The organism is Cyclobacterium amurskyense, from assembly GCF_001050135.1.
Taxonomy (GTDB): Bacteria; Bacteroidota; Bacteroidia; order Cytophagales; family Cyclobacteriaceae; genus Cyclobacterium; species Cyclobacterium amurskyense.
In genome coordinates, this window is record NZ_CP012040.1 from 2,037,821 (window position 1) to 2,062,029 (window position 24,209).

The window sequence follows — 24,209 nt, forward strand, 5'->3', positions numbered from 1 at the left end:
GATAAGGAATTTGCTTATTTCTCTTCTTGTTCGGGCAAGGAAGTGTGGCCACTATTTTCTCTTTTTGCTTTCTTTTTTCTTCCCCACCATATTAAGGTGCCGGTGATCGGTAAAGATCCAATTATTGCGCTTAATAAAAAAGCAAAAATTTTGCCTGGCAAACCAGCAATGGCACCTACATGTAGGTCATAATTGATTCGCATAACCTTATCACCAATGGAGGCTTCTTCAAACCGATTGTAAATATGCTCTACAGGAAGTTCTTCCAAAGTGTTTTGGTCAAAATACCGGTAATCCATTTTCCAATAGGTCGAAGCATCAGGATTAGCATTAGCAGCAATGGCCGCGTTTTCAAACTCAGGAGGATGTACTTCTATCCATTCTGCATTTGGGTACATGCTTCTCATTTTCATCCATACAGCGTCCAATGCAGGAATCGAGTCTTGGTAAACGGCTATGGAATCTGAAAGTGGTGTATAATATTCCACATAATCTTCCCCTCCAGAGCTTACAAAAAATACCGCATCCCGAAACCAAACAAAGCCCCATACCAAACCAGTAATAGCAAAAATACTTGCAAAACCCATTACATAAAAGCCCATAACCTGATGCAGATCGTAATTCTTCCTCCTCCAACGTGCATTCCATTTGATTGTAATGCTGCTTTTGAGGTTTTTCTTTTTCCTTGGCCACCAGAGTATCAAGCCTGAAATAACCATAAACAAAAATACAAGTGTAAAGGAAGCCACAACAGGTTGTCCAATGGCAGGGGGCAGCCACAAGTAAAAGTGGCCATCCAGCACTATTCTAAAAAAGTCAGCGTAAACATCTTTTACTTTTAAAACTTCTCCCGTATAAGGATTGACGTATACGAAATAATAATAATGCTCTTCGAAACTATAGTAGATTGCCTGAGCAGCCCTATCTGGGCTAGGGTATAAGACCGCGTGCAAATGTTTATCTGCCAAAGCGGCATCAGCTTTTTCCCAAATAGAGCTAGGTGGTAAGATTGGGGAATTCTCTGCTGTAACAAATCTATAAGGCTGCAAAATATCCTGTATATCTAATTGAAAAGCATATATACAACCTGTCACTGCCACAATAAACACCACAAGCCCAGAGGAAAGTCCTAGCCAGAGATGAAGTTTTCCCAGTATTTTTTTAAGCTTCATTAAAACCTATAGTTTAAACTTAGGGAAACATTTCTTGGATTTTGGGCTGTCACAGTAGACCATCCTGAGTAATATTTTTGATCAGTGAAGTTGTTTACCTTTAATGCCAAAAAGTACTGGGAGCCAGTATAATTTATCGAGGCATTGAATACCTGATAAGCCGGCAATGCAAAACTGCCAATATTCGCCCTATTGATAGTCAGGTACTCACTGGCTGCATTGCCTCCAAGTCCAAATCCAAAACCTTTGAGCTCACCGGTTAAAAAGGAATAACTGGCCCAAAAGTTAATAAGTTGTTCAGGTCCTGCTTCCTCAGGCCTAAGACCTAAATAGCCATTTTCCTCGTAATCTTTAGTTACCTCTGATTTGTTTTTACTGTATCCAGCCACAAGGTTAAGGCCTTCTATGGGATTAGCTATTATACTGATTTCGATGCCCTGACTTTTAACCTCCCCACCTTGTATGCTATTGTTAACATTCGTTGGGTCAGTCATCACCCTGTTCCTAACATTGATATTATAAACGCTGGCGGTGGCAGCTACCTTGTTTTCATACAGATTTGCCTTCACACCCAACTCAACCTGATTGGCATTTTCTGGAGAAAATGTTTTGAGCCTTTGGTTACTCCCATCAGCATCAGCAACTGATCTAGGTGCCACATTCACAAAACCATTCATATAGTTACCAAAAACCGACACTTTATCTTGTATAGGTTGGAACACAAATCCAAATTTGGGAGAGAGTGCAGTTTGTGATTTGGCTCCATCTGCAGACCAGTTTCCTGTCTCACTTTTAAAATTATCAACCCTTAGACTAGCCATAACAGAAAGTTCAGGCAAGACTTCCGCTACATCAGAAACGTAAGCACTCATAACACGAGTATCGCCGGTAGTATTCCCTTCAAAAGAGTTTTTTAACAAATCATCCACACCCGCTTGGGTCAAAATCCCTGTATCTTTTCCGTCGGAAAGCGTAACTGTTCCATTACCTACCCAACCAGTACTCCCATTGATTAAAGAAGAATGATAATAATCTAAACCAAAAACCAGTTTATTATGAATATTAGCAAGGTCAAAATTGCCAATGAAGTTTTGTTGAATATCTGTTGTTAGGCTTTGTCCATTTCTATCGGAGATATATCTGGTAAAACTATCTCCATCACTCGCATCAAACAAATAGTGGTAATAACCATCTGATCGAGTGGAACTTCGAGAAACCACAGTTTGAGAAGTCCATTTTTGTGTGATTTGATAAAGGGCTTGCGCTTGTAATCCATAGGAGGAATTTTTCATTCCCAATTCATGGCCAGTAAATGAACGCTCATAATTTTTTTCAAACAAATCTATTCCTGAAAAGGATAAAGGGTTGGATCTGTTAAAAAAAATCATCGGAGCATTTACAGCATTGCTATTCAAAAACTCTGTATTGATCAAAAATGAAAGTCTTTCGCTGGCTTTAAACTTAAAGGATGGTGCAATAAAAAATGATTCTCTACCGCCAGCATCTTGAAAAGTGTTTCTGTTTTGGTAAGCCATATTAATCCTGACAGAAGAAACTTCATTTGATGGGGTATTTAAATCAGCCGTCAATCTATTCAAACCAAAACTTCCTGTAATTAGGCCAAGTTCACCATCAAATGTGTTCCCGGGACGCTTGGTGGTAATATTAATTAAACCGCCATATGAGATCACGGAACTTCCAAATAGCGTGCCGGAAGGCCCTTTTATAACATCTATCCTTTCTACATTGGCCGGGTCCAAGCCTCCATTGTTCAGGCTAGGCATTCCATTGACCATAGTAGGTTGAACCGAAAATCCACGCATGGAATAAAATTCTGCTCCATCACCACCTCTTCCGGTAGATTCCCAAAGCCGTGCTACTCCAGTAGCATTTTTGAGAGCCTCATTCATATTGGATACCACTTGTTCTTTAAGCAAACGAGAAGGAATAGAATTATATACCTGAGGGTTTTGTAGATCAGTCAAGGGTAATTTAGAAACCGTAAATACACTGTCAGCATAAAATCGATTCATACCGATATCTGTAACAATTACCTCCGACAGATCTGAAGCCGATTCTTCCAGGCTGAATAGGATAGGCAGTCTATCGCCCGGTGAAAGCTGTATATTCTTTTCTTGCCTTTTGGCTCCAATAAAGGAGGCAAAAACTGTATATTCTCCCGGATCAATGTTTTTTATTTCAAAACCTCCGTTCCTTGCAGTAGTTACTCCTTTTGCCAAGCCAAGAATTCCAACATTCACATATTCTAAAGCCTGGCCATCTGAAGTGGTTACTACACCGTAAATACTTGCTTTTTGGGCGAAGATTGAAGTTAACCCAAAGAAGATTAATGCTATAGTTTGTAGAATGCTATGTTTCATAGAGTAATTTTTTTCAAAATTACTGACTGAAGCAATTGCAAACAAGATTAGTTTGGAATTAATCTAAATAAAACTCAATTGTTTTTTAAAAATGGGATGAACGGTAAATATAGGTACTTTATTAGGCAGAAAAATATTCTTTACGTTTTATCTTGGTAAAAAATACAATGAACTACTGGGGAAATAAATAAGAGCAAACAAGTAAGCCATTTAGGGTCTTCGCATTAGGGCGTTTAAAATTCTTTGAAATCGCTTTTTTATGAAAAATATTTAACAGAGCGTAAAGCTAACTGAATTGCTTGATTTTGGGCAATTTTCCCTTGCAAGGCTAAAGATATCAAGCTTTTAGGGATAAATCCCCCATTTTTACAAGCTTAGGTTGGGTTAAAATGCATTTTTTCCAGAGGTAATGACATTTATCAAGCAATGACCTCAGTGGTATAGCAATTTTTGCTTTTCAAAACTAAATATATGCTTTGTTAATTTATATAGTCATTTAATTGGTTTTTTATTAGTAAATGAAATAATACCACAGTACATTTCGAAAACAAAGTAACAAATCAAACCTTTCAGTATCAATCTTTGTCATGAATAATCCAAAAAAATATTTGTTCAACAGCCTCGCAATTGCCTTGCTAATTACAGCGGTTTCTTGCGTGACTTCTGATCATGAGGATATGGCACCAACTGCTAAAAGCATCCCTTCTGAAGAAATTTCAGGAATGATGGGGCTTATGGAAGAAGTCGATTTAATGGTAATGTCCGCCATGCAACAAAACTTGAGTCAGCAGAGGTTGGTACCTTTGTTAGATGAGTTAAGTTGTCCTGGAACAATTATTACAAGGGACGACAAAAAGGGAGAAATTAAAATTGACTTTGGCAATGGTTGTGTAAGCAACCGAGGAATGGAAAAACAAGGGAACTTGACAATTTATTACTCAGGAGGATTTCTAAGCAAAGGAAGCCAACTGACAATTGATTTCGAAAACTTCTCTTTGAATGGTCACCAAATGCAAGGCCAAAGAAAATTAGAAAACTTAGGCTATGACCCGATTAAAAAGTCCCTTAGGTTTTCTTCTGTCATGACCGATTTCAAATTGGTTAATTTAGAAGGACAGGCATTTAATTTAAATCAGAATTATATCAGGGATCTGGAGATTTCAACAGATTCAGACGGATTCAGAATTTACCTCCAAGGTAGTGGATCATTGTCAACTGAAAATTATATCACCGCTAAATTCGAAATCGTACGTCCTTTAAAATACATGCAAGAATGTATTGAGTCAGGAATTGCGGATCCAATCGAAGGAAGTCTTGAAATTAGTAGTGGTACAGAATACAGTACAATATTGAACTTCGAATCCGAGGGATGTAGCTCAATATAAGCATTAGACTTTTTATTATTTATTTTGTTGTGAGGAAGATTGATTGTAGATAGTTGGTTATTTTTTAATGTAGGGTTTGCCCGGAGTCTCAAAAACTTGGTAGTAACTGAGACTCCGGCATTTTTTCCTTATTTTTTTTCTACATTTTTTAATTCAATATTACCTTCGGGAAAGAAATGATGCACATCTCGTTGAGGAAACGGTACTTCAATATTATTTTCTTCCAAAGACTCTTTAATGTTTTCCATATTGTCCCAAAAAACCGGCCATAGGTCTCCAGCATCTGACCAGCATCTCACGGATAAATCTAAAGAATTGTCACCAAAATTAGTAAAGTAAACCGCAGGAGCAGGGTCCGCATGAATTCTTTCATCCTTCTTTAAGGTGTCAAGAATTATTTTTCTCGTTAACTTCAAATCTGTTCCATAAGCTACTCCAACAGCCATTTCTACTCTTCTTGTAGGCTTTTCGGAATAATTTGTAATGTTATTATTCGCTAGGTTTCCATTAGGAACTGTAACTACTTTATTGTCAAATTGCCTGATGGTAGTATAGAGAATATCAATTTTTTCTACAGAGCCAAGTGTGCCTTGTGCCTCTACCGTATCGCCTATTTTAAAAGGTTTGAACAATAAAATTAAAACTCCTCCGGCAAAATTAGCCAAGGAACCCTGAAGTGCTAAACCTACAGCCAAACCTGCGGCACCAAGAATTGCAACAAATGCTGTGACCTCTACTCCCAAGGTTGCAAGCACGGCAAGTATTAATAACACATGAAGTAGACCACTTAAAAAGCTTTTCAAAAAGCTAGTCAGAGACTCATCTAAATCAGACTTCTTAAAAATTTTATTGACTGCCTTCATCACCAAACCTATAACCCATTTACCAATAAAGTAAACGACAACGGCTTTCAAAATACTAATTAATGCAACCCACACTAAAGGGCTTGCATTTTCAATTATACCGCTCAGAGTATTGTTATCAAATTCCATAATCTAAAATGATTTTTAATGATTTAGTAAAAATTTCAAAATATAATTATCAAATCCAGCAAATAACTTGCCATCTAAAGGCCCAATGCCATGAAATTTTATATTTCTCAATTCCTGATGCTGCCAATATCTCTTCCCAATCCTTTTTCTTAAAGGATCTTAGTACAGATAGTGGGGCATCATTTTTAACCATTCTAGATCTTGAAAAAAAATATGTAAGCAATTTTATAGAATAATAGGCAAAAAAATTCCTGTGCAAATCGTTGATTACAAAGCCTATCCTAGTTTTATTTTTGAGGTTGCCTAGGATTTCCACCAATTCAGCACTTGTAAAATGATGCGTAAATAAAGTGCAAGTTTGAATGTCTACGGGTTCTTTAATATATTCTGAATCAAAAACATTCCCCTCCTTGAATTCAATCGAAATGTTTTCTTTTTTTACTTTTTCTTTGGCTAAGTGTATTATATTGGGGTTGGCATCTATACCTATAACATGTAAGTCAAGTCCATTTTTTACGGCCCATTTTTTAATATGAACTGCCATATCACCACCACCGCAACCAAGGTCTGCAATTGTCAGCGATTGAGCTTGTAGGTTTTCAATAAATATTTTGAGTCCAGAAGTGGTCACATTATTCCCCCCTAATAGTCTATTAATTGTTCTCAGCTCCTTGAGTGTTTGAGCTACTTCCCAGCCATTACACTCCAGGTCATCCATTATTTCCTTTTCTTCACTTCTGTGCGAAAATTTACTCATGGTTTTTCTATTAATAAACTTTCTAAGGTTAACCCAGGACCAAAACCCATGGCCAATACCTTTCCTTTTATGGATGAATCATTTAGTACCGACTCCAAAACATAAAGTATGGTAACGGAAGACATGTTCCCAAAATTCTTCAAAACTTCATGAGCATGGCCATTTTGTCCTTCATTTATACCGAAAGCAGTTTCAATTTTGCTTAAAATCTGCTTCCCTCCAGGGTGTATGGCAAAATGATTAATTTCAGAAAGTGAAAATTTTTGTTCCAACCCTTCGGCAAAGCGCTTGATTCCTTTCTCCAATAAGCTTGGTACGTATTTGCTAAGTTTCATTTGAAAGCCAAAATTCCCTATAGACCAGGCCATATCAGCCGCTCCATCAGGAATGATATTGGATTGGTATTTTTCAATTTGCATTCTGCCATCACCAGCTTGAACCAATACGGCAGCAGCCCCATCCCCAAAAAGCGCATTGGCAAGAATATTGTCCTCATTGTATTCCTTCTGAAAATGAATGGTACAAAGTTCCACTCCAACTACCAGAACATTGGCAGATTGGTCACTTTTACAAATTCTATCTGCCAACTTAATCCCATTGAAAGCAGCATAGCAACCCATAAAATGAATGGCATACCGTTCTACGGTATTGGGCAAACCCATGCTGTTGATAATGTCCATTTCAACTCCTGGAGCATACATTCCTGTGCAAGAGATCAAAACCAAGTGCGTAATTTGACCTGCTTCCACATCACTTTTAGCTAAACAATTTTTTATGGCTTCTATGGCCAGAATAGGAGCGGTCCTTTTAAAAACGTCCATTCGACTTAAAGTATCAGGAAAAGGCTCTAGCGATTCATTTTTTGGAAAAAATTCGAAATCCTGAGGATTAATATAATTGAAGTCTTTTAGTACACTATACCTTTGAGCTATTCCAGATTTTCTATAAACAAAAGACAACTTTCGGCTTTCTCGAGCATCCAAACTGTGGGCTTTTTGCATAAAACGGCAAATCATTTCCTGTTGTATGGGTTTGCCTGGACTAGCAAGCCCTATGCTCTTTATTTGGCTCTTCATTTAAATTAGTTTAGCTTTAATTTATAGTACATTTCAATTTAAGTAAAAAAACCAATGTCAAAGCCAATTGTTATCTCACATTACGAATATGTTTAAGAAATCAAGCTGGGAACACCTTAGAATTCCTTTTTCGTATTACTTAATGCCTGTTTTTTGGTTTGCTCTTTCTTCTGCTACAGAAGCTAAGTTTGCAAATGTTTTAATAGTGGGAATTATCTTACACCTATTTCTTTATCCTTCAAGCAATGGTTACAATAGTTATTTTGACAAGGATGAAAAAAGTATAGGAGGGCTAAAAAATCCAAAAAAAGTTACCATAGGCCTTTATTATCTTTCTTTGGTCTTTTTCGGTATTGCCCTATTGGGTGCATTAATGATTAACATCTCTTTTTTTGTAATGGTGCTTTTGTACGGTCTTGTATCCATGGCTTATAGCCATCCCTCCATTCGCTTAAAGAAATATCCTTATCTAAGCTGGCTCACAGCAGGCTTTTTTCAAGGCGCAATTACCTTTATTATGTGTGTAATAGGCTTATTAGAAGGTGACTTAAACAATATATTAAATTGGGACCTATTATTGCCAGCCCTATTTACTACTTTACTTCTTTTAGGTTCTTATCCATTGACTCAAGTATACCAACATGAAGAGGACAAAAAGAGGGGAGACATTACTTTAAGTTTAAAACTTGGTATAATGGGCACTTTTAACTTTGCATCCATTTGGTTTATAATAGCAGGAGGAACTTTCATTTGGTATTTTAACCATATTGGTTCAGCATGGGCCATTTGGTGGTTTTTAGGAAGCATGGCTCCTTTGGTTATCTTCTTTTTTATCTGGTTTAGTCTAGTAAAAAAGAATCCGAATAAATATGCCAACCATTCTATGGCGATGACCATGAACAAGATTTCTGCCAGTACTTTAAACTTTTTCTTTATCTATTATTATTTGGCCCAATAAGAAAAGCCTAAAAATAGTGTTTTGCCCAAAGCTTAGCCATCCTATTTTACTTTGACATAAACCTATAAATTCAGGAATATGGAAGGACAAGGTTGATAGATAAATATTTTAGAATTGAATAATACCAAGCCTAATAGTTAACCTTAAGCATCAATTTCTTAGTGTATGAACTGATTAAACCATAAAGCAGCATACAAATTAGTTATTCGGGTCTATTATTTCCACAAATGGCCAAGGCAAAAAAAGATAATCATTATATTGCTGCAAAATAAAAATCAACCTATGTCCAATAATAGTGTCATTAAGGGATTGTGTTCCCTTATTTTAGCAATGTTCCTATTAGGAGCTTGCACCAGTAAACCCGGAGAGCCTAAAGTGCTCGTTTTTTCAAAAACTGACGGATTTTATCATGAATCCATACCAGATGGAGTTGCTGCCATAACTGAACTAGGAAAGCAGAATGGCTTTTTGGTGGAAGCCACCAAAAATGCTGAAATGTTTACCGAAGATGTATTAAAAGAATACAGTGCAGTAGTATTTTTAAGTACTACAGGAAATGTATTAAACATTAGCCAACAAGCGGAATTTGAACGCTACATCCAAGCTGGCGGTGGATTTGTAGGCATTCATGCTGCTGCCGATACCGAATACGATTGGAATTGGTATGGCAAAATGGTAGGCGGTTATTTTGTTGACCATCCTGGAATAAACGACAGCTACCCAAGTGTACAACAAGGGGAATTGACCGTGGTCGATAAATCGAACAGTAGTACTTCTTTTCTTCCTGAAAAATGGACTAGAACCGATGAGTGGTACAGTTATAAGAACCTCAACCCAGAGGTCAATGTTTTATTAACCTTGGATGAAAACAGCTACCAAGGTGGAAAAGACATGGGAGAGCATCCTATAGCTTGGTACCATGACTATGATGGAGGCCGAGCTTTCTATACTGGAGGTGGTCATACCAGGGCTTCTTATAAAGAAGCAGACTTTTTGAAACATATTCTTGAAGGGATAAAGTATGCCATTGGAGAGAATAAAAGGTTAGACTATTCCAATGCCAAAAGCAAAATAGTCCCTGATCCTGATCGATTTGAAAAAGTAACCTTGGCATTAGGAAAGTTCAAAGAACCTACCGAAATGGCAATTTTACCAAACTTAGATATTTTGGTTTCTCAAAGAAGAGGTGAAATTTTACTTTACAATGGAGAGACCTCTGAAGTTAGCAAAGTCGCTCATTTAGACGTTTACTGGCAAACAGATGTGCCAAAAGTTAATGCTGAAGAAGGGTTAATGGGGATTCAGGTGGATCCAGATTTCGCCAATAACCATTGGGTTTACGTTTTTTATAGCCCAAGCGATGAGTCTGTAAACAGACTTTCCCGATTTAAATTCGAAGGTGGAGAGTGGAAAATGGACACTGAGCAGGTTATTCTTCAGTTTTATTCTCAAAGAGGAATTTGCTGTCATACTGGAGGTTCTATCGCTTTTGATAGCAATGGTTTATTGTATGTTTCAGCAGGAGACAATTCAACACCTTTCAACCAGCCCAACCAAAAATATACTTTAAAAGGATATGGACCTTTGGATGATCGTCCAGGCTTTGAGCAATATGATGCTGCCAGGTCTTCAGGTAATACCAATGATCTAAGAGGAAAAATCCTTAGAATAAAAGTAAATGAAGATGGATCCTACAGCATCCCTGAAGGAAACCTGTACCCTGAAGGCACGGATAAAACCAGGCCTGAAATTTATGTACAAGGTAACCGAAACCCATATAGAATATCTGTAGATAAGAAAACAGGCTTTTTGTATTGGGGAGAAGTAGGGCCTGATGCTCGAGAAGATGATTTTGAAGTCAGAGGTTCCAGAGGATATGATGAAGTTAACCAAGCAAAAAAAGCTGGCTATTTTGGATGGCCTTTCTTTGTGGGTAACAACTACCCGTACAATGATTTTGATTTCAATACTGGTGAAAGTGGGAAACCTTTTGATCCTGCCAAACCAATTAATAAGTCAAGAAACAATACAGGTTTGACGGAGTTGCCTCCAGCCCAACCAGCATTTATCTATTACCCTTATGTCGAATCAGAAGAGTTTCCTGAAGTAGGTACAGGCGGAAGAAATGCCATGGCAGGACCGGTCTATTACTCGGACCTATATCCTGATGGTGGTGGATTACCTTCCTACTACGATGGTAAATTGTTTATTTATGATTGGATAAGGGGCTGGATAAAAGCAGTGACCATGGACGAAAATGGTGACTACTTGAAAATGGAGCCTTTTATGGATGATGTAAGACACAATGCCCTTATCGATCTCGAATTAGGTCCTGATGGCAAGCTCTACCTTTTGGAATATGGAAAAGGTTGGTTCAGCGCCAATGACGATGCAGCCATCTCCGTAATCAATTATAACCCTGGTAACAGAGCACCAGTGATTGCCTCTATCACTGCAGACAAAACCTCAGGTAGCCTTCCATTGGAAGTGAAAATAACTGCTTCTGTAAAAGATCCTGAAAATGATGCGCTAAGCTTTGTATGGGACTTGGGAAATGGCCAAACAATGGATACCAAAGAACCGGAACTTACTTATACTTTTAAGGAAACAGGTGATTATGATGTCTCAGTAACAGCAACTGACACTGAAAACAAATCCACGAAAAGCAATACCATTAATATCTATGCGGGCAATATTGCACCTAGTATAAATGTAAGCTTCGAAGGAAATGGAAGCTTTTATTTCCCTAACAAAAAGGTAAGCTATAAGGTAACTGTCAATGATCCTGATGATCCATCAGTAGGAGAGGACCTTTCCAGTCTATACCTTTCTGCAGATTATATTGAAGGTTTTGACAAAGCTGAAGCAGCCTTAGGACACCAAGTCATGTCTGAAGCCATGGCAGGAAAAAGCTTGATGGAATCGCTCACCTGTAAAAGCTGTCACCAAATTGATGGAAAATCAGTTGGTCCTGGCTATACAGATGTTGCTAAAAAATATGCAGATTCTCCTGAAGCAGTGGACAAACTGATTAATAAAATCATAAAAGGAGGTTCAGGAGTATGGGGCGAAACAATGATGCCTGCAAACCCTACATTAAAACCTGGTGATGCTAGAAAAATTGTAGCCTTTGTACTTTCTTTAAATGAAATGGAAAGTCAAGAACCATCCTTGCCAGCCTCAGGTCAATTGGATCCGCTTCAAGGTAAAAAGAGGGTCAATAATGGAGTCATGCTTCTAAACGCTAGCTTTACAGACAAAGGTGGAGCCAATATCAAACCGCTTAGTACTTCTACCACTGTTTTTCTTAGGAATAACAATATTAACCTGGATGAACTTGATGAAACCTTCGGATATAATTCTGAGGAAATAAATGGTCAGAAGACCTTATCTTCTCCAATTGGTAAAGGCCATTTAACCTTGAAAAATATAGACCTAACAGGTTTGGAAGGCATAGATTTTAAGGTAAGTTCTAAACGTGCTTATGACTTTGGTTATCAATTGGAAGCCCGCTCAGGAAGTCCAGAAGGAACAGTAATCGGTCAGATAGTAGTTAGAAAAGACGAAACAGAGCAGACTCTTGAAATGAGATTTAACGACAATGTTAAAGAAGAGTTCCAGGACCTTTATATCGTATCAGAAGCATTGAATGATAAAGAAACAGTAAATATGAACATTTTATCCATTGAAATGATTGGTAAATAAAGTCTCCTATTTATTGTTTAAAAAAGCCTGTGAACATATTCACAGGCTTTTTTTATGTCTAATTAAAAATTTTGAGGACAGGTATAAATAGGACAGGTTCTCTAACTTAAATCCGAAATATGCAATAGACAATCTATTACCTGTTGAAATCGCTTCACGTATACACGGGACAGGCTATTCCCCTGACTATTATAAGGAAGGAGAAATCTGTTACATAATCCGGGTTAAAAAGAGAATTTTATTTGCTGATCAAATTCAACCTTTTGGGTTTACATTGTTCTTGGAAAACAGCTGCCGGATTCCAGAAAACATGAAAGGCAATAATGGAACACTATTTCTAATTTTAAACTCTTCCCAAAAAGTGCTGTCGTTGTCAAGAAAGGAAAGTATTTTCTCTGGGTCATTGCCTTTAAATAAACTGGAAAAGATATCTCTGCCAGTCACCTTTTTTGAAAGGAGAACATCTAGTAAAGTACGGTCATACCAGGCATAAACACTACTTTTCCAATTAAGACCAAGTATAGGAGACTGATTAATTTTCAGTTGCTTAACTATTTCAAAAACATTCTTTTGCACAAACTGGAAAGTATATCCTGTGCTGGCTTTGGTAAAGCCACCTGCAGTACCAATATTAATGATTCGCCCACCCTCATTTAAACTGCGAGAAAATTTAGCCAAGGACATGGGAATTGCCCCAAATTCCTCATGTACAATCTCGTATTTCTTAATTTTTAACGCCTTATCAATATATGCTTTTAGTGCCTTTTGGTAATTTTCTTCATCCAGAATACTTTCGCTAAATAATGTGTATTCCACCAATGCCTCCCTAGCACTTGTTGGCAATACATACATAAAGGTAGTCCCATGTTCCTGATCCAATCTAAAATCCATCAATGTGCCAATCTCCGGATTGAAAAAGGGAGTATCCGTTTTAATGTACCAACCCATAAAATGCTGTAATAAAGTATTTTGGGTATTCATTTCAGGATTAAACAAACCAGTAGAATTAAAAATATACTGGCCTGAATATTGACCTTGATCCGTGATAAGAACCGCATTGCCTCCATTAACTTCCATATCGAGTATGGCCTCCGTCTTGAAGCTAACGTTTTTAAAGGCAGAAGCATGATTCAGAATATGAGAATAAAAATCTCCGGCATGAATCATTTTATACTTGTACTTTTTTAGCTCAAAGGTTTTGGATACTTCTGGTGAAAAAAACTGTAAGGTTTTCCATTGATGATGCACAATTGGTTCGAAAAGACCTTCACCCTTTTCCCAAAAGCACCAGGTTTTGTCATTGTCTTCCTTCTTCAGCTTATCAATGACCAAAATCTTTTTGCTTCGCAGCTCTTTATTCAACAAAAGCCTGTGCAACAAGCTTAAACCGGCTAATCCAGAACCTGCAATAATATAATCGTATTCTAATTCCATTGACCTTTCTTGCTTTATACTTATACCGCACAAATTCAGTTTCCACTTGTCTTAAGCAGCAAAACACCAGATATTAAGAACATGTTTAAATTATTGCGAGGTATTTTACAACTGACATCAAAATTAAGAGACCTATCATATGGACTACAAAGAATTTATATACTTTCAATTTTAGTCATAAATAGGGTTCTTTTTTATCAGCCATAGCTCAGACAACCTCATTTATCAATTGCTGCTTATTTTCAAAAGCTTGAATATTATCTAGTGTTATAAGGGTTATTTGGTCCATGGCCTCCTTTGTAAAATAGGCTTGATGAGAAGTAATTAACACATTAGGAAAACTATTCAACCTCAATATGTAATCATCCTGAATAATGCTTTCTGACAGATCTTCAAAAAACAGTTTTTCCTCCTGTTCGTAAACATCTATCCCCATATACCCTATCTTTTTCTGTGCCAAGCCATCAATGGCATCCGCTGTATTTATTAGGGCGCCCCTACTTGTATTGATGATCATTACACCATCTTTCATTTGGGCCAGTGAACTGCTATTGACTATGTGTTTGGTACCGGGAGTTAATGGACAGTGCAAGGAAATTATATCAGATTGCATGAAAACTTCATCAATTGGCAAGTATTGAACTCCCATTTCCACCAACTCTTGGGATTCTGTAAGGTCATAGGCAAACAAGTTACAACCAAAACCTTTCATTATCCTGCAGAAGGCTGCTCCAATCTGACCGGTCCCAACTACGCCCACTGTTTTTCCATGTAGGTTGAATCCAATAAGGTTTTTTAAGGAAAAATTTCCTTCTCGCACCCTATTATAGGCCTTATGGGTTTTTCTATTTAAGGTAAGAATCAATGCTACAGAATGTTCAGCAACTGCTTCCGGTGAATAAGCTGGAACACGTACTACTTTGATTCCATGAGTTTTAGCTGATTGTATATCCACATTATTGAAACCCGCACAGCGCATGGCGATCAATTTCACCCCATTTTTTGCCAAAATCTCTATGGTATCCTGATCTATTTTATCATTGACAAAAGCACATATGACATCAAATCCAAGCGTTAAGTTGGCTGTAGAACTCGTTAAGGATGTCTCAAAAAAGGTAAAGTCATATTTTTTTTCACTGTTATAATTTTCAAAATATTCCTGATCGTATGATTTCGTGCTAAATACGGCTATTTTCATTAGAGTAATTTCAATTTATAAATACCCAAGAATAAATGACGAATAAACTCAGCTATGCAAACAAGTTATAAACCCTTCTAGCCTAGCGGTCATTCCTTAATTCAATCCATTCTTATTAAAGTAAGAAATAAAAACATCAACCTGATAATAAGATTTAATTTTTCTGACTTCTAAATTTTTTAATAAAATAACCAAGGACAATAAGCAATATCAGAAAAGGCCAAAATGCTATCAAACCAATTACAAAATTTAGGAAACCTTGCCAGCCATTGTTTATAGCACTAAAGATTTTTGCTAAGAACCCTCCTCTTTGAGATGCATCATATACATATGGAAGTTCTTCATAGAATGATAAACTTATTGTGCTAAGGGATACCTGTTTACCTAAATAATTAAATTGTCCCTGAAGATTTTCTATATCAGTCCGAATCTGGTTAAGTTTATTTTCGATTTCTAGAATATCCTTTATCTCAGTAGCACTTTCTAGAATTTTCAGGTAGCGTTTTTCTAGTAGTTTGTCGTTTTTTATTCTAGTACTTAAGTCATAATAATTTTCTGTTACATCTTTTATTGATGAATACTTGTTTCCAAGGCGATGCCCAATGGTGGAAAAAGTAACAAATAAACTATCATACACAGTAGATGGAACCCTAATAGTCAACTGGTAACTTATTCTTTCTTTGGTTCTTGATTGATTTTCATGCTCAATATAGGCATCATAACGAGGGAGGAGTTCTCGAATTGTTTGATAATCTTCCACTATGTCCTGCGATTGAAAATTAATTCCTCCAGTCTTAATAGTTTTTTTACTTATCTGCTCCGTTCCTGAAGTTATTGATGGCGGCGGGGGAGGTTGTTCGCTTATAGGTATAGACAATAATTCCTCAAAGGTCTCTTTGTCGGCCACCTCCATTATCATTTCTCCTTCTGGCCTATTACATCCATGAAGCGATAAAATTGCTATTATTAAAAATAACTGTTTCATAAAACTTAAATTTTACAATTTTTCACAAGCAAACCCACCTAATCATTGAACCCGGATTATGTAATAGGATTTCTCCGTCCTGACAATAGTCAGGGGTGAAGCCTGTCCCGTGTTTACGGGAAGTGTTGCAATCGCAAGAATATCAGGCTGTTTGGATATTTTAGCATAGCAACCCTATGGTGAAATTGAAAACAGCAACGTAGTGGCTGATTTTGAAGCGATTTCAGCACGTAATAGATTGTCTATTGCATATTTCGGGTTGAACTAGTTTGGGAGTTTTTTCGGACTTATTAAACTCCTGCCAAAATTTTATTCCAATTTCCATCAATACTTAAATAACTGATAATCAAAACTATAATTTGCATCTAGAAATATAAAGAGTAAGCAATAAAACGTTGTAATTAAAGTTAACGTTTTATTGCTGCTCAACCAGAGAACTGAATAAAAATCATGTTTTATTCCACCATTTCTAATGTTGGATAAGCACTCCGACCAAAAGCAGCATCAGTACCTATGGAAAAGCAAATGACATCCTTTTTTAAGTCGTTTTGTCAGTCTTGACAGGAAATCCTGTAGTTAATTGAATATAAGCCCGTAAATTCGGCCAAGATGTTTATTTTTGTAATTCATTCTGCCATTGGTTGGATTTTTGTAGACTGTTGACAGGACTGCTTATGTCTTTCTGTCCTATACATTCAATCAGGTTGAAAGATAACTTATTAAAAATCAAATGGATATCAACTTCTATAAATACCAGGGAACAGGCAATGATTTCATCATGATTGATGGAAGGTCGTTTTCTCTGGGTCCAGATCCGATACCTTATATTCAACAACTATGTCACAGAAAGTTTGGAATCGGTGCAGATGGGCTAATTCTGATTCAGACACATGAAGATTATGATTTCGAAATGTGTTATTACAATGCAGATGGATCACAAAGTATGTGTGGAAATGGCGCAAGGTGTGCAGTAGCATTTGCTTCATTTTTAGGCATTATTGAGCACGAAACCTCATTTTTAGCCATTGACGGAGCTCATACCGCTACTATTTCCGGTAATAGTGTAGCTTTGAGGATGGGTGATGTTAAAGAAATTAAGACTGTTGACCAGGATTTCTTTGCCAATACTGGTTCACCTCACCACATGCGTTTTGTAAATAAGGTGGAAGAATATGACGTAGTAAGCACAGGAAGACAAATCAGAAATGACAGTGAAAAATATCCTGAAGGCACCAATGTCAATTTTATTTCTACTCTTTCCCCTGACACGATCATGGTTAGAACCTATGAAAGGGGAGTAGAAGATGAAACGCTCTCATGCGGCACTGGTGTTACAGCCTGTGCTTTGGTATATGGAGAACAAAAACAAAAAAACAATATAAATATTCAAACACCAGGAGGCAACCTTCAGGTAAGTTTTGAAAAAAGTGAAGATGGTAGTTTTCAAGAAATTGTATTGACTGGGCCTGCTGATCAGGTTTTCACAGGTACTATTTCTGTCAATTAAAAATCCGATTCAATTACAGAACACAATTAATTAGCCTAAGAGAAAAAGTATTTAAATAATATGTTAGAATCAATAGCAAAAGGGTTAGCGAAAGTCTTCGGTACAAAATCTGACCGAGACATTAAGACCTTAAGCCCTGTCGTAGCACTAGTTAATACCGCCTTTGCGCAATTGGCCAATATTTCTGATGACGAATTAAGAAATGAGACATCCAAGATAAAGGCATTGATCGATGAGGACTTAAAGTCATTTGATGACCGAATTTCTGAAATACGAGTTGAAATTGATAAGCTAAATCCAGAGGAGGTACAAGCCAAGGATGCATTGTTTAATAAAATTGATGCAGTAGAAAAAGAAAGGGATGAAGCTTTAGAAGTAAGCTTAGAAAAAGTTCTACCAAGGGCTTTTGCAGTAGTGAAAGAAACAGCTCGCCGATTAAAAGAAAACGGTAAGTTAACAGTTACTGCCACTCTCCAAGATCAAACCATGGCAGCCTCAAAATCCTATGTGGAACTTGACGGTGATCAAGCCACTTGGAAAAACAAATGGACTGCAGCAGGAGTGGAAGTCACCTGGGAAATGATCCATTACAATGTACAATTACTTGGTGGTGTTGCCTTACATAGAGGAAATATTGCCGAGATGGCCACTGGTGAAGGTAAAACTTTGGTTTCAACCCTACCGGCTTACCTCAATGCCCTTGCGGGAAGAGGGGTTCATATTGTTACTGTAAATGATTACCTGGCAAAACGAGATTCAGAATGGAATGCTCCAATATTCGAATTTCATGGTTTGAAAGTGGACTGTATAGATAAATATCCACCTAACTCTGAAGCCAGGAGGACTGCATACCAAGCAGATATCGTATATGGAACCAATAATGAGTTTGGTTTTGATTACCTAAGAGACAACATGGCCAGAGATTCCAAAGATCTGGTTCAAGGCAAACATCATTTTGCAATGATAGATGAGGTCGATTCTGTCCTTATTGATGATGCAAGAACGCCTTTGATTATTTCCGGTCCGGTTCCTAGAGGGGGTGAGCATGAATTCTACGAAATGAAACCAAGGGTATCTACCTTGGTGGATGAACAAAGAAAGCTTGTTCAAAACTACCTTTCAGATGCAAAAAGGCTGATTAAAGGAGGAAATGAAAAAGAAGGTGGCCTGGCATTGTTCCGCGCATTCAGAGGACTACCAAAATACAAGCCATTGATTAAGTATTTGTCTGAGCCAGGAATCAGAGTAATCCTTCAAAAAACAGAAAACCACTACCTTCAGGACAACAAGCGAAATATGCCTGAAGCGGATGAACCTTTATTGTTTACCATTGATGAAAAATCAAATAGTGTAGACTTGACCGATAATGGTATTGAAACCATCACCAGAAAAAATGAAGACAATAGCTTCTTTATTTTGCCAGATATAGGAATGGAAATCGCCGAATTAGAAAAAGATGAGACGATAGAAGATCATGAAAAACTGGTCAGAAAAGAGGAGATCATCAAAGATTACGGAATAAAATCACAAAGGATACATACCGTAAATCAACTGTTGAAGTCCTATTGTATGTTCGAAAAGGACACTGAGTACATTTTGGTAGATGGAAAAGTGAAAATAGTTGATGAGCAAACTGGTAGGGTTATGGAAGGCCGAAGGTATTCTGATGGACTCCACCAGGCCATAGAAGCAAAAGAAAATGTAAAAGTAGAGGATGCAACCCAAACCTACGCCACCATTACTTTGCAAAACTATTTCAGAATGTACCACAAACTTTCCGGTATGACTGGTACTGCGGAAACAGAAGCAGGAGAGTTTTGGGAAATTTACAAACTGGATGTAATCGTAATCCCTACAAATAAACCTATTCAACGTAAAGATCATCAAGACAAAGTATACAAAACAGTTAGAGAGAAATTCAATGCTGTAGTAGATGAGATCAACGAACTCACTGATGCCAATCGACCTGTTCTAGTGGGTACAACCTCAGTAGAAATATCGGAACTACTCAGTAGAATGCTTACCATAAGGAAAATCAAGCATCAGGTACTTAATGCGAAACAACATGCTCGTGAAGCAGATGTAGTAGCCGAAGCAGGAAAAGCCAAAACAGTAACCATTGCAACAAATATGGCAGGTAGGGGTACTGATATTAAGCTTACCGCTGAATCCAAGGGTGCTGGTGGTCTTGCTATTATTGGTACTGAAAGGCATGAATCAAGACGAGTGGATAGACAGTTGCGTGGTAGATCAGGTAGACAAGGAGATCCGGGTTCAACCCAGTTTTTTGTGTCTCTTGAAGATAATCTCATGCGTTTGTTTGGCTCAGAGAGAATTGCCAAGCTAATGGATAGAATGGGACTTGAAGAAGGCGAAGTAATTCAGCATTCTATGATTACCAAGTCTATTGAAAGAGCGCAACGAAAAGTTGAAGAAAATAACTTTGGGGTAAGGAAAAGGTTGTTGGAGTATGATGATGTCATGAACAGCCAAAGGGAGGTTGTTTACAGAAGAAGAAAAAATGCCCTTATTGGAGACAGGTTGGAGCTGGATATTCTCAATATCATGTATGATGTTTGTGAAGACCTTATTGAAATGGGTAAAACCTCCGATGACCTGGAAAACCTAAGAATGAACATTTTTAGCTCTCTAGGCATTGATCATCAATTTACAGAGGCGGAATTAAAGGATAAGGACACCACTAGTTTGACAAAAATCCTTTTCGACAAGGCTTATAAGAGTTATACCCGTAAGAACGAAGGTATTATTCAAAGGGCCATGCCGATTCTAAAAGACGTACAAAAAAATAGAGGTGCAACAGTTAAGGAGATTATGGTACCCATTTCCGATGGTATCAAACAAATAGGAGTGGTGATCAATCTAGAATCTACTTTAAATAATGAAGGTAGGGACCTAATTCGAGCCATTGAAAAAACGGTAACTTTAGCCATAATAGATCAAAACTGGAAGGAGCATCTAAGAGACATGGATGACCTGAAACAATCAGTACAAAATGCTGTTTATGAACAAAAGGATCCATTATTGATCTATAAGTTCGAAGCATTTGAAATGTTTAAACGCTTCTTAGGAAAACTGAATGACGATATCGTTTCTTTTATTTCCAAATCTGACCTTCCAAAGCAGGATCCAGAGCAGGTAAAAGCGGCCCAAAACCAACAAGGTGCTGAACCTAAAGTAACGGCCTCTAAAGAAGAAGTAGGCAATACGCTAGGAAACCAAAGTGGACAGAGAGCAGCCATTGCCAACAGCAGACCAGCAGCCAACAGAGAACCCGTAAAACCACGGAAATCTGATAAGGTCTACGGCAGAAATGACCGTGTAACGGTAAAATACGCCAATGGTAATTTAAAGAAAGACGTAAAATATAAAAGTGTAGAGCAGGATATTGCTGATGCTAAGTGTGTGATAATCGAAGATTAAATACCTTTATCATGTTTAAAAAAATAAACGTATGCCTATTGTCACTGCTTATTTTTAGTAGCTGTGGCATCATCAATATTCGAAAAAGCGGTGGAAACATCGATCGATACAACAACTATACGGAGGACCTTGAAGCAAGCAGAATACAGTTTGCCGAACTTCCTCAAGCTGAAAGCAGTTTTGCTGCGGAAAGTAGCAGTGCCGCTGCAATTGATTTAGAGCTCGATAGAAGAATAGATCAAATTGCTCAGGAAAACAGTAAAGAATTGTTTGTAAACGGCTTTACCATATTGATTTACAGTGGTGTAGATAGAGAAAAAGCCTTTGATATAAGAAATGAAGCCTATTCTGAATTTCCACAGACACAAACCTATATGGAATACCAACAGCCAAGGTATTTGGTTAAAGTAGGACGCTTCGTTAATAAAATTGAAGCTTTGGCAACCTATGAAAAAATGAATACCGTATTTTCAAGTGCCAGGATCATTAAAGATCGGTTTTTGAAATTCAATGAAGAAAAGAAAGAAGAAGTAAATATTGAAAATGTTGAAAGATAAAATTCACCAACTATCCGATAAATACAAATCGGAAGTTATTGCCGTAAGAAGACATTTACATGCCAATCCTGAGTTGTCCTTCCAAGAAACAAATACTGTTGCTTATGTGGAAGAAAAATTACGTGAGTTTGGTATAACTAACATTGAATCTAAAGCAGATACAGGCCTTGTTGTTATCATTGAAGGTAAAAACCCTAGTAAAAAAGTTATTGCATTGAGAGGTGATATGGATGCACTTCCCATTGTAGAAGCCAATGACGTTCCTTACAAATCCACCAATCCTGGCGTAATGCATGCATGTGGACATGATGTTCATACTTCATCACTCTTAGGTACTGCAAGGATTCTTAACGAGTTGAAGGATGAGTTTGAAGGTACTATCAAACTGCTTTTTCAACCTGGGGAAGAAAAAATACCAGGAGGAGCATCTATGATGATCAGAGATGGGGCACTTCAAAACCCTACTCCAAAAGCAATAATAGGTCAACATGTTATGCCTTTCATTCCAGTAGGTAAAGTAGGTTTCAGAAAAGGCATGTACATGGCAAGTGCCGATGAATTGTACCTTAAGGTAAAAGGCAAAGGTGGTCATGGTGCAATGCCAGAAACCATTGTAGATCCAATCTTAATCAGTGCTCATATCCTGGTTGCTTTGCAGCAGGTAGTAAGTAGAAAAGCAGACCCTAAAACACCTTCTGTTCTTTCATTTGGGAGAGTTATAGCTGAAGGAGCTACCAATGTTATACCTAATGAGGTTAATATTGAAGGTACTTTCAGAACTTTAAATGAGGTTTGGCGAAAAGAAGCTCATGGGCACATGCTTAAAATTGCTAAGGGTATTGCCGAAGGAATGGGTGGAGAAGTGGAATTCGAAATTCGTAAAGGATACCCTTTCCTAAAAAACGAGCCAGAACTTACTCAAAGAGCCATTGATGCGGCAGAAACCTATCTAGGCAAAGAAAACGTATTAGACCTTGATATATGGATGGCTGCTGAAGACTTCTCTTATTATACTCAGGAAATAGACGGTTGTTTCTACAGATTAGGCACAAGAAACGAAGCCAAAGGTATCGTTTCAAGCGTACATACTCCAACATTTGACATAGATGAGGATGCTTTGGGTATTAGTACAGGATTGATGGCCTTTTTAGCTATAGAAGAACTAAAACACCAATAAATCAACAAACTGCAATGAGAAAATCATTTTTGACTGCCTTTATATTTGGGCTAGTTGTCCTCAATACTTATGGTTGGGGACTAACTGGACATCGGGTGGTAGGGGAAATCGCCTCATTTCACTTGTCAAAGAAGACTGCAAAAAGTATTCAAGATATATTGGGACCTGAATCTCTTGCTATGGTAGCCAATTGGATGGATGAAATAAAGTCTGATCCTTCCTACAATAAGCTAAACTCTTGGCATTATTTGACTGTAAAAACAGGCCAAGGCTATGATCCTTCCATTCAGGAAAAGTCTGGAGATGCTTTTGGTAAGACTAAAATGATTATTGCAGCGCTTAAAAATGGAGAACTAGACCTGGAAGAAAAAAAAGCTTATTTAAAAATGCTCGTTCATCTTGTAGGTGACCTGCATCAGCCCCTACATGTTGGGACAGGAAAAGACAGGGGTGGAAATGATGAAAAAGTTACTTATTTCAATGAAAACACCAATTTGCATACTGTCTGGGATTCAAAGATCATAGACGGGAAAAACCTTAGCTACACCGAACTGGCTCAACATCTAAATAGACGAATCAATAAAAACCTTATTAATCAATACCAAAATGCTCCTATGGACAGGTGGTTAAAGGAAGCAGTAGATTTACGACCAATAATTTATGACTTACCTGATAATAGCCGTTTGTTTTATTCTTATGGATATAAAACTTATCCTATCATAGAAGAAAGGTTAATGGCTGGAGGTATTAGATTAGCAGGCATATTGAATGAGATATTTAGCTAATAATAGCTTCCTGCTGCCAAAACAGCCATATCTATACTTCTAGGCTTGCAAGAGTTAAGTGAAATCGCACAAGAGGCCAAGGTAGCTCCTGTTGTCATGACATCATCTACAAGAAGCAAGCTATTATCCTTGATTTCATCCTTATTCTTGGTTTCAAATACCTCTGAAACATTTTCCCATCGTTCAATCCTTGACTTGTTGGTTTGTGTTTCAGTGGGTAGTTTTCTTAATAATAGGTTCTTGCATTCTGTCTCAAGTGCATCAGCAAGGCCAATAGCAAATTGTTCACTCTGATTATACCCTCTAATTTGTAGCTTGCGCTCATGCAAAGGAACAGGCACTATATAGTCCCAAACATCCTTATAACCGTTCTTTTTTAACAAAAAGCCATAATTTAGACCCAAAACCCTAGCAAGCTCTGCTTTGTTTTTGTATTTAATTTGATGCAAAAGCTTTTGGCTGTAACCCTTTTTAGAGAAGCGGAGATAAGCCATTACCTTATTAACAGGAGCAAGACCAAGTAATTTTATTTTTAGGTCATTTTCCTCAGGAATCAGGTGATAATTGGTCACTGGAAGCTGAGAAACACATATTTTACACAATTGATCTTCAAATGGAAATAGGCTTCGTTTACACAAACAACAAGTTTCTGGCAAAACCAATGATAAAAAATCTCTCCAATATTTGAAACGCATACCT

Annotated in this window: 17 protein-coding genes; 8 read left to right on the plus strand and 9 right to left on the minus strand. The window is 37.4% G+C overall.

Annotation, left to right across the window (positions count from 1 at the left end; translation table 11 throughout):
* Window positions 1-14 precede the first annotated feature (14 nt).
* On the minus strand, window positions 15-1,172 hold the full coding sequence (locus CA2015_RS08360; protein WP_048641499.1) for a PepSY-associated TM helix domain-containing protein: 1,158 nt from the start codon (window positions 1,170-1,172) through the stop codon (window positions 15-17).
* The gene (locus CA2015_RS08365; RefSeq protein WP_048644430.1) at window positions 1,172-3,553 is read right to left on the minus strand and encodes a TonB-dependent receptor; all 2,382 of its coding nucleotides are present in this window, start codon (window positions 3,551-3,553) and stop codon (window positions 1,172-1,174) included. The genes CA2015_RS08360 and CA2015_RS08365 overlap by 1 nt, the downstream gene beginning before the upstream one ends.
* 587 nt (window positions 3,554-4,140) lie before the next feature.
* Between CA2015_RS08365 and CA2015_RS08370 the strand changes: the two genes are divergently transcribed.
* On the plus strand, window positions 4,141-4,938 hold the full coding sequence (locus CA2015_RS08370) for a hypothetical protein (RefSeq protein ID WP_048641500.1): 798 nt from the start codon (window positions 4,141-4,143) through the stop codon (window positions 4,936-4,938).
* Window positions 4,939-5,066: 128 nt separating this feature from the next.
* Here the strand turns inward: CA2015_RS08370 and CA2015_RS08375 are convergent, their stop codons facing one another.
* From CA2015_RS08375 to CA2015_RS08385, 3 genes are read right to left on the minus strand one after another with little or no spacing between them, the layout of a single operon-like run.
* The gene (locus CA2015_RS08375) at window positions 5,067-5,930 is read right to left on the minus strand and encodes a mechanosensitive ion channel family protein (protein WP_157470391.1); all 864 of its coding nucleotides are present in this window, start codon (window positions 5,928-5,930) and stop codon (window positions 5,067-5,069) included.
* Between the two features lie 49 nt (window positions 5,931-5,979).
* Window positions 5,980-6,687 carry a methyltransferase domain-containing protein gene (locus tag CA2015_RS08380; RefSeq protein WP_048641501.1) on the minus strand — a complete coding sequence of 236 codons (708 nt, stop codon included), beginning with the start codon at window positions 6,685-6,687 and terminating at the stop codon, window positions 5,980-5,982.
* On the minus strand, window positions 6,684-7,763 hold the full coding sequence (locus tag CA2015_RS08385) for a type III polyketide synthase (RefSeq protein WP_048641502.1): 1,080 nt from the start codon (window positions 7,761-7,763) through the stop codon (window positions 6,684-6,686). Before CA2015_RS08385 ends, CA2015_RS08380 begins: the two co-directional genes overlap by 4 nt.
* An 88-nt stretch (window positions 7,764-7,851) precedes the next feature.
* Between CA2015_RS08385 and CA2015_RS08390 the strand changes: the two genes are divergently transcribed.
* Both CA2015_RS08390 and CA2015_RS08395 read left to right on the plus strand, forming a co-directional pair.
* Window positions 7,852-8,721 carry a UbiA family prenyltransferase gene (locus tag CA2015_RS08390; RefSeq protein ID WP_048641503.1) on the plus strand — a complete coding sequence of 290 codons (870 nt, stop codon included), beginning with the start codon at window positions 7,852-7,854 and terminating at the stop codon, window positions 8,719-8,721.
* 282 nt (window positions 8,722-9,003) lie between these two features.
* Window positions 9,004-12,426, plus strand: coding sequence for a ThuA domain-containing protein (locus CA2015_RS08395; RefSeq protein WP_048641504.1), 3,423 nt, complete (start codon window positions 9,004-9,006; stop codon window positions 12,424-12,426).
* Between the two features lie 255 nt (window positions 12,427-12,681).
* Here the strand turns inward: CA2015_RS08395 and CA2015_RS08400 are convergent, their stop codons facing one another.
* From CA2015_RS08400 to CA2015_RS08410, 3 genes are all read right to left on the minus strand, one after another.
* Window positions 12,682-13,860, minus strand: a complete 1,179-nt coding sequence (locus tag CA2015_RS08400) for a lycopene cyclase family protein (RefSeq protein WP_048641505.1) — start codon at window positions 13,858-13,860, stop codon at window positions 12,682-12,684.
* 208 nt (window positions 13,861-14,068) lie between these two features.
* Entirely contained in the window at window positions 14,069-15,058 is a 990-nt protein-coding gene (locus CA2015_RS08405) for a 2-hydroxyacid dehydrogenase (RefSeq protein ID WP_048641506.1), read from the minus strand.
* A 154-nt stretch (window positions 15,059-15,212) separates the two neighbouring features.
* On the minus strand, window positions 15,213-16,043 hold the full coding sequence (locus tag CA2015_RS08410; RefSeq protein ID WP_048641507.1) for a DUF4349 domain-containing protein: 831 nt from the start codon (window positions 16,041-16,043) through the stop codon (window positions 15,213-15,215).
* Between the two features lie 730 nt (window positions 16,044-16,773).
* Between CA2015_RS08410 and dapF the strand changes: the two genes are divergently transcribed.
* From dapF to CA2015_RS08435, 5 genes are read left to right on the plus strand one after another with little or no spacing between them, the layout of a single operon-like run.
* On the plus strand, window positions 16,774-17,550 hold the full coding sequence (gene dapF, locus CA2015_RS08415; protein ID WP_048641508.1) for a diaminopimelate epimerase: 777 nt from the start codon (window positions 16,774-16,776) through the stop codon (window positions 17,548-17,550).
* 60 nt (window positions 17,551-17,610) lie between these two features.
* The gene (gene secA / locus CA2015_RS08420) at window positions 17,611-20,991 is read left to right on the plus strand and encodes a preprotein translocase subunit SecA (RefSeq protein WP_048641509.1); all 3,381 of its coding nucleotides are present in this window, start codon (window positions 17,611-17,613) and stop codon (window positions 20,989-20,991) included.
* 11 nt (window positions 20,992-21,002) lie between these two features.
* Window positions 21,003-21,548, plus strand: coding sequence for a hypothetical protein (locus tag CA2015_RS08425; RefSeq protein WP_048641510.1), 546 nt, complete (start codon window positions 21,003-21,005; stop codon window positions 21,546-21,548).
* Window positions 21,535-22,725 (plus strand): M20 metallopeptidase family protein, encoded by a 1,191-nt coding sequence (locus CA2015_RS08430; RefSeq protein ID WP_048641511.1) that lies wholly within the window; start codon window positions 21,535-21,537, stop codon window positions 22,723-22,725. Before CA2015_RS08425 ends, CA2015_RS08430 begins: the two co-directional genes overlap by 14 nt.
* Window positions 22,726-22,739: 14 nt before the next feature.
* On the plus strand, window positions 22,740-23,510 hold the full coding sequence (locus tag CA2015_RS08435; RefSeq protein WP_048641512.1) for a S1/P1 nuclease: 771 nt from the start codon (window positions 22,740-22,742) through the stop codon (window positions 23,508-23,510).
* On the opposite strand, the gene CA2015_RS08440 is transcribed toward CA2015_RS08435, so the two are convergent.
* Window positions 23,507-24,205 carry a ComF family protein gene (locus CA2015_RS08440; protein WP_048641513.1) on the minus strand — a complete coding sequence of 233 codons (699 nt, stop codon included), beginning with the start codon at window positions 24,203-24,205 and terminating at the stop codon, window positions 23,507-23,509. The genes CA2015_RS08435 and CA2015_RS08440 overlap by 4 nt on opposite strands.
* Window positions 24,206-24,209 lie beyond the last annotated feature (4 nt).

Excerpts from the sequence above, each read along its gene's own strand:
- CA2015_RS08370 (WP_048641500.1), top strand. The coding sequence starts at position 4,141 with ATGAATAATCCAAAAAAATATTTGTTCAACAGCCTCGCAATTGCCTTG.
- CA2015_RS08360 (WP_048641499.1), bottom strand. The coding sequence starts at position 1,172 with ATGAAGCTTAAAAAAATACTGGGAAAACTTCATCTCTGGCTAGGACTT.
- CA2015_RS08365 (WP_048644430.1), bottom strand. The coding sequence starts at position 3,553 with ATGAAACATAGCATTCTACAAACTATAGCATTAATCTTCTTTGGGTTA.
- CA2015_RS08425 (WP_048641510.1), top strand. The coding sequence starts at position 21,003 with ATGTTTAAAAAAATAAACGTATGCCTATTGTCACTGCTTATTTTTAGT.
- CA2015_RS08385 (WP_048641502.1), bottom strand. The coding sequence starts at position 7,763 with ATGAAGAGCCAAATAAAGAGCATAGGGCTTGCTAGTCCAGGCAAACCC.
- CA2015_RS08390 (WP_048641503.1), top strand. The coding sequence starts at position 7,852 with ATGTTTAAGAAATCAAGCTGGGAACACCTTAGAATTCCTTTTTCGTAT.
- CA2015_RS08395 (WP_048641504.1), top strand. The coding sequence starts at position 9,004 with ATGTCCAATAATAGTGTCATTAAGGGATTGTGTTCCCTTATTTTAGCA.
- secA (WP_048641509.1), top strand. The coding sequence starts at position 17,611 with ATGTTAGAATCAATAGCAAAAGGGTTAGCGAAAGTCTTCGGTACAAAA.
- dapF (WP_048641508.1), top strand. The coding sequence starts at position 16,774 with ATGGATATCAACTTCTATAAATACCAGGGAACAGGCAATGATTTCATC.
- CA2015_RS08380 (WP_048641501.1), bottom strand. The coding sequence starts at position 6,687 with ATGAGTAAATTTTCGCACAGAAGTGAAGAAAAGGAAATAATGGATGAC.
- CA2015_RS08405 (WP_048641506.1), bottom strand. The coding sequence starts at position 15,058 with ATGAAAATAGCCGTATTTAGCACGAAATCATACGATCAGGAATATTTT.
- CA2015_RS08435 (WP_048641512.1), top strand. The coding sequence starts at position 22,740 with ATGAGAAAATCATTTTTGACTGCCTTTATATTTGGGCTAGTTGTCCTC.
- CA2015_RS08375 (WP_157470391.1), bottom strand. The coding sequence starts at position 5,930 with ATGGAATTTGATAACAATACTCTGAGCGGTATAATTGAAAATGCAAGC.
- CA2015_RS08430 (WP_048641511.1), top strand. The coding sequence starts at position 21,535 with ATGTTGAAAGATAAAATTCACCAACTATCCGATAAATACAAATCGGAA.
- CA2015_RS08410 (WP_048641507.1), bottom strand. The coding sequence starts at position 16,043 with ATGAAACAGTTATTTTTAATAATAGCAATTTTATCGCTTCATGGATGT.
- CA2015_RS08400 (WP_048641505.1), bottom strand. The coding sequence starts at position 13,860 with ATGGAATTAGAATACGATTATATTATTGCAGGTTCTGGATTAGCCGGT.
- CA2015_RS08440 (WP_048641513.1), bottom strand. The coding sequence starts at position 24,205 with ATGCGTTTCAAATATTGGAGAGATTTTTTATCATTGGTTTTGCCAGAA.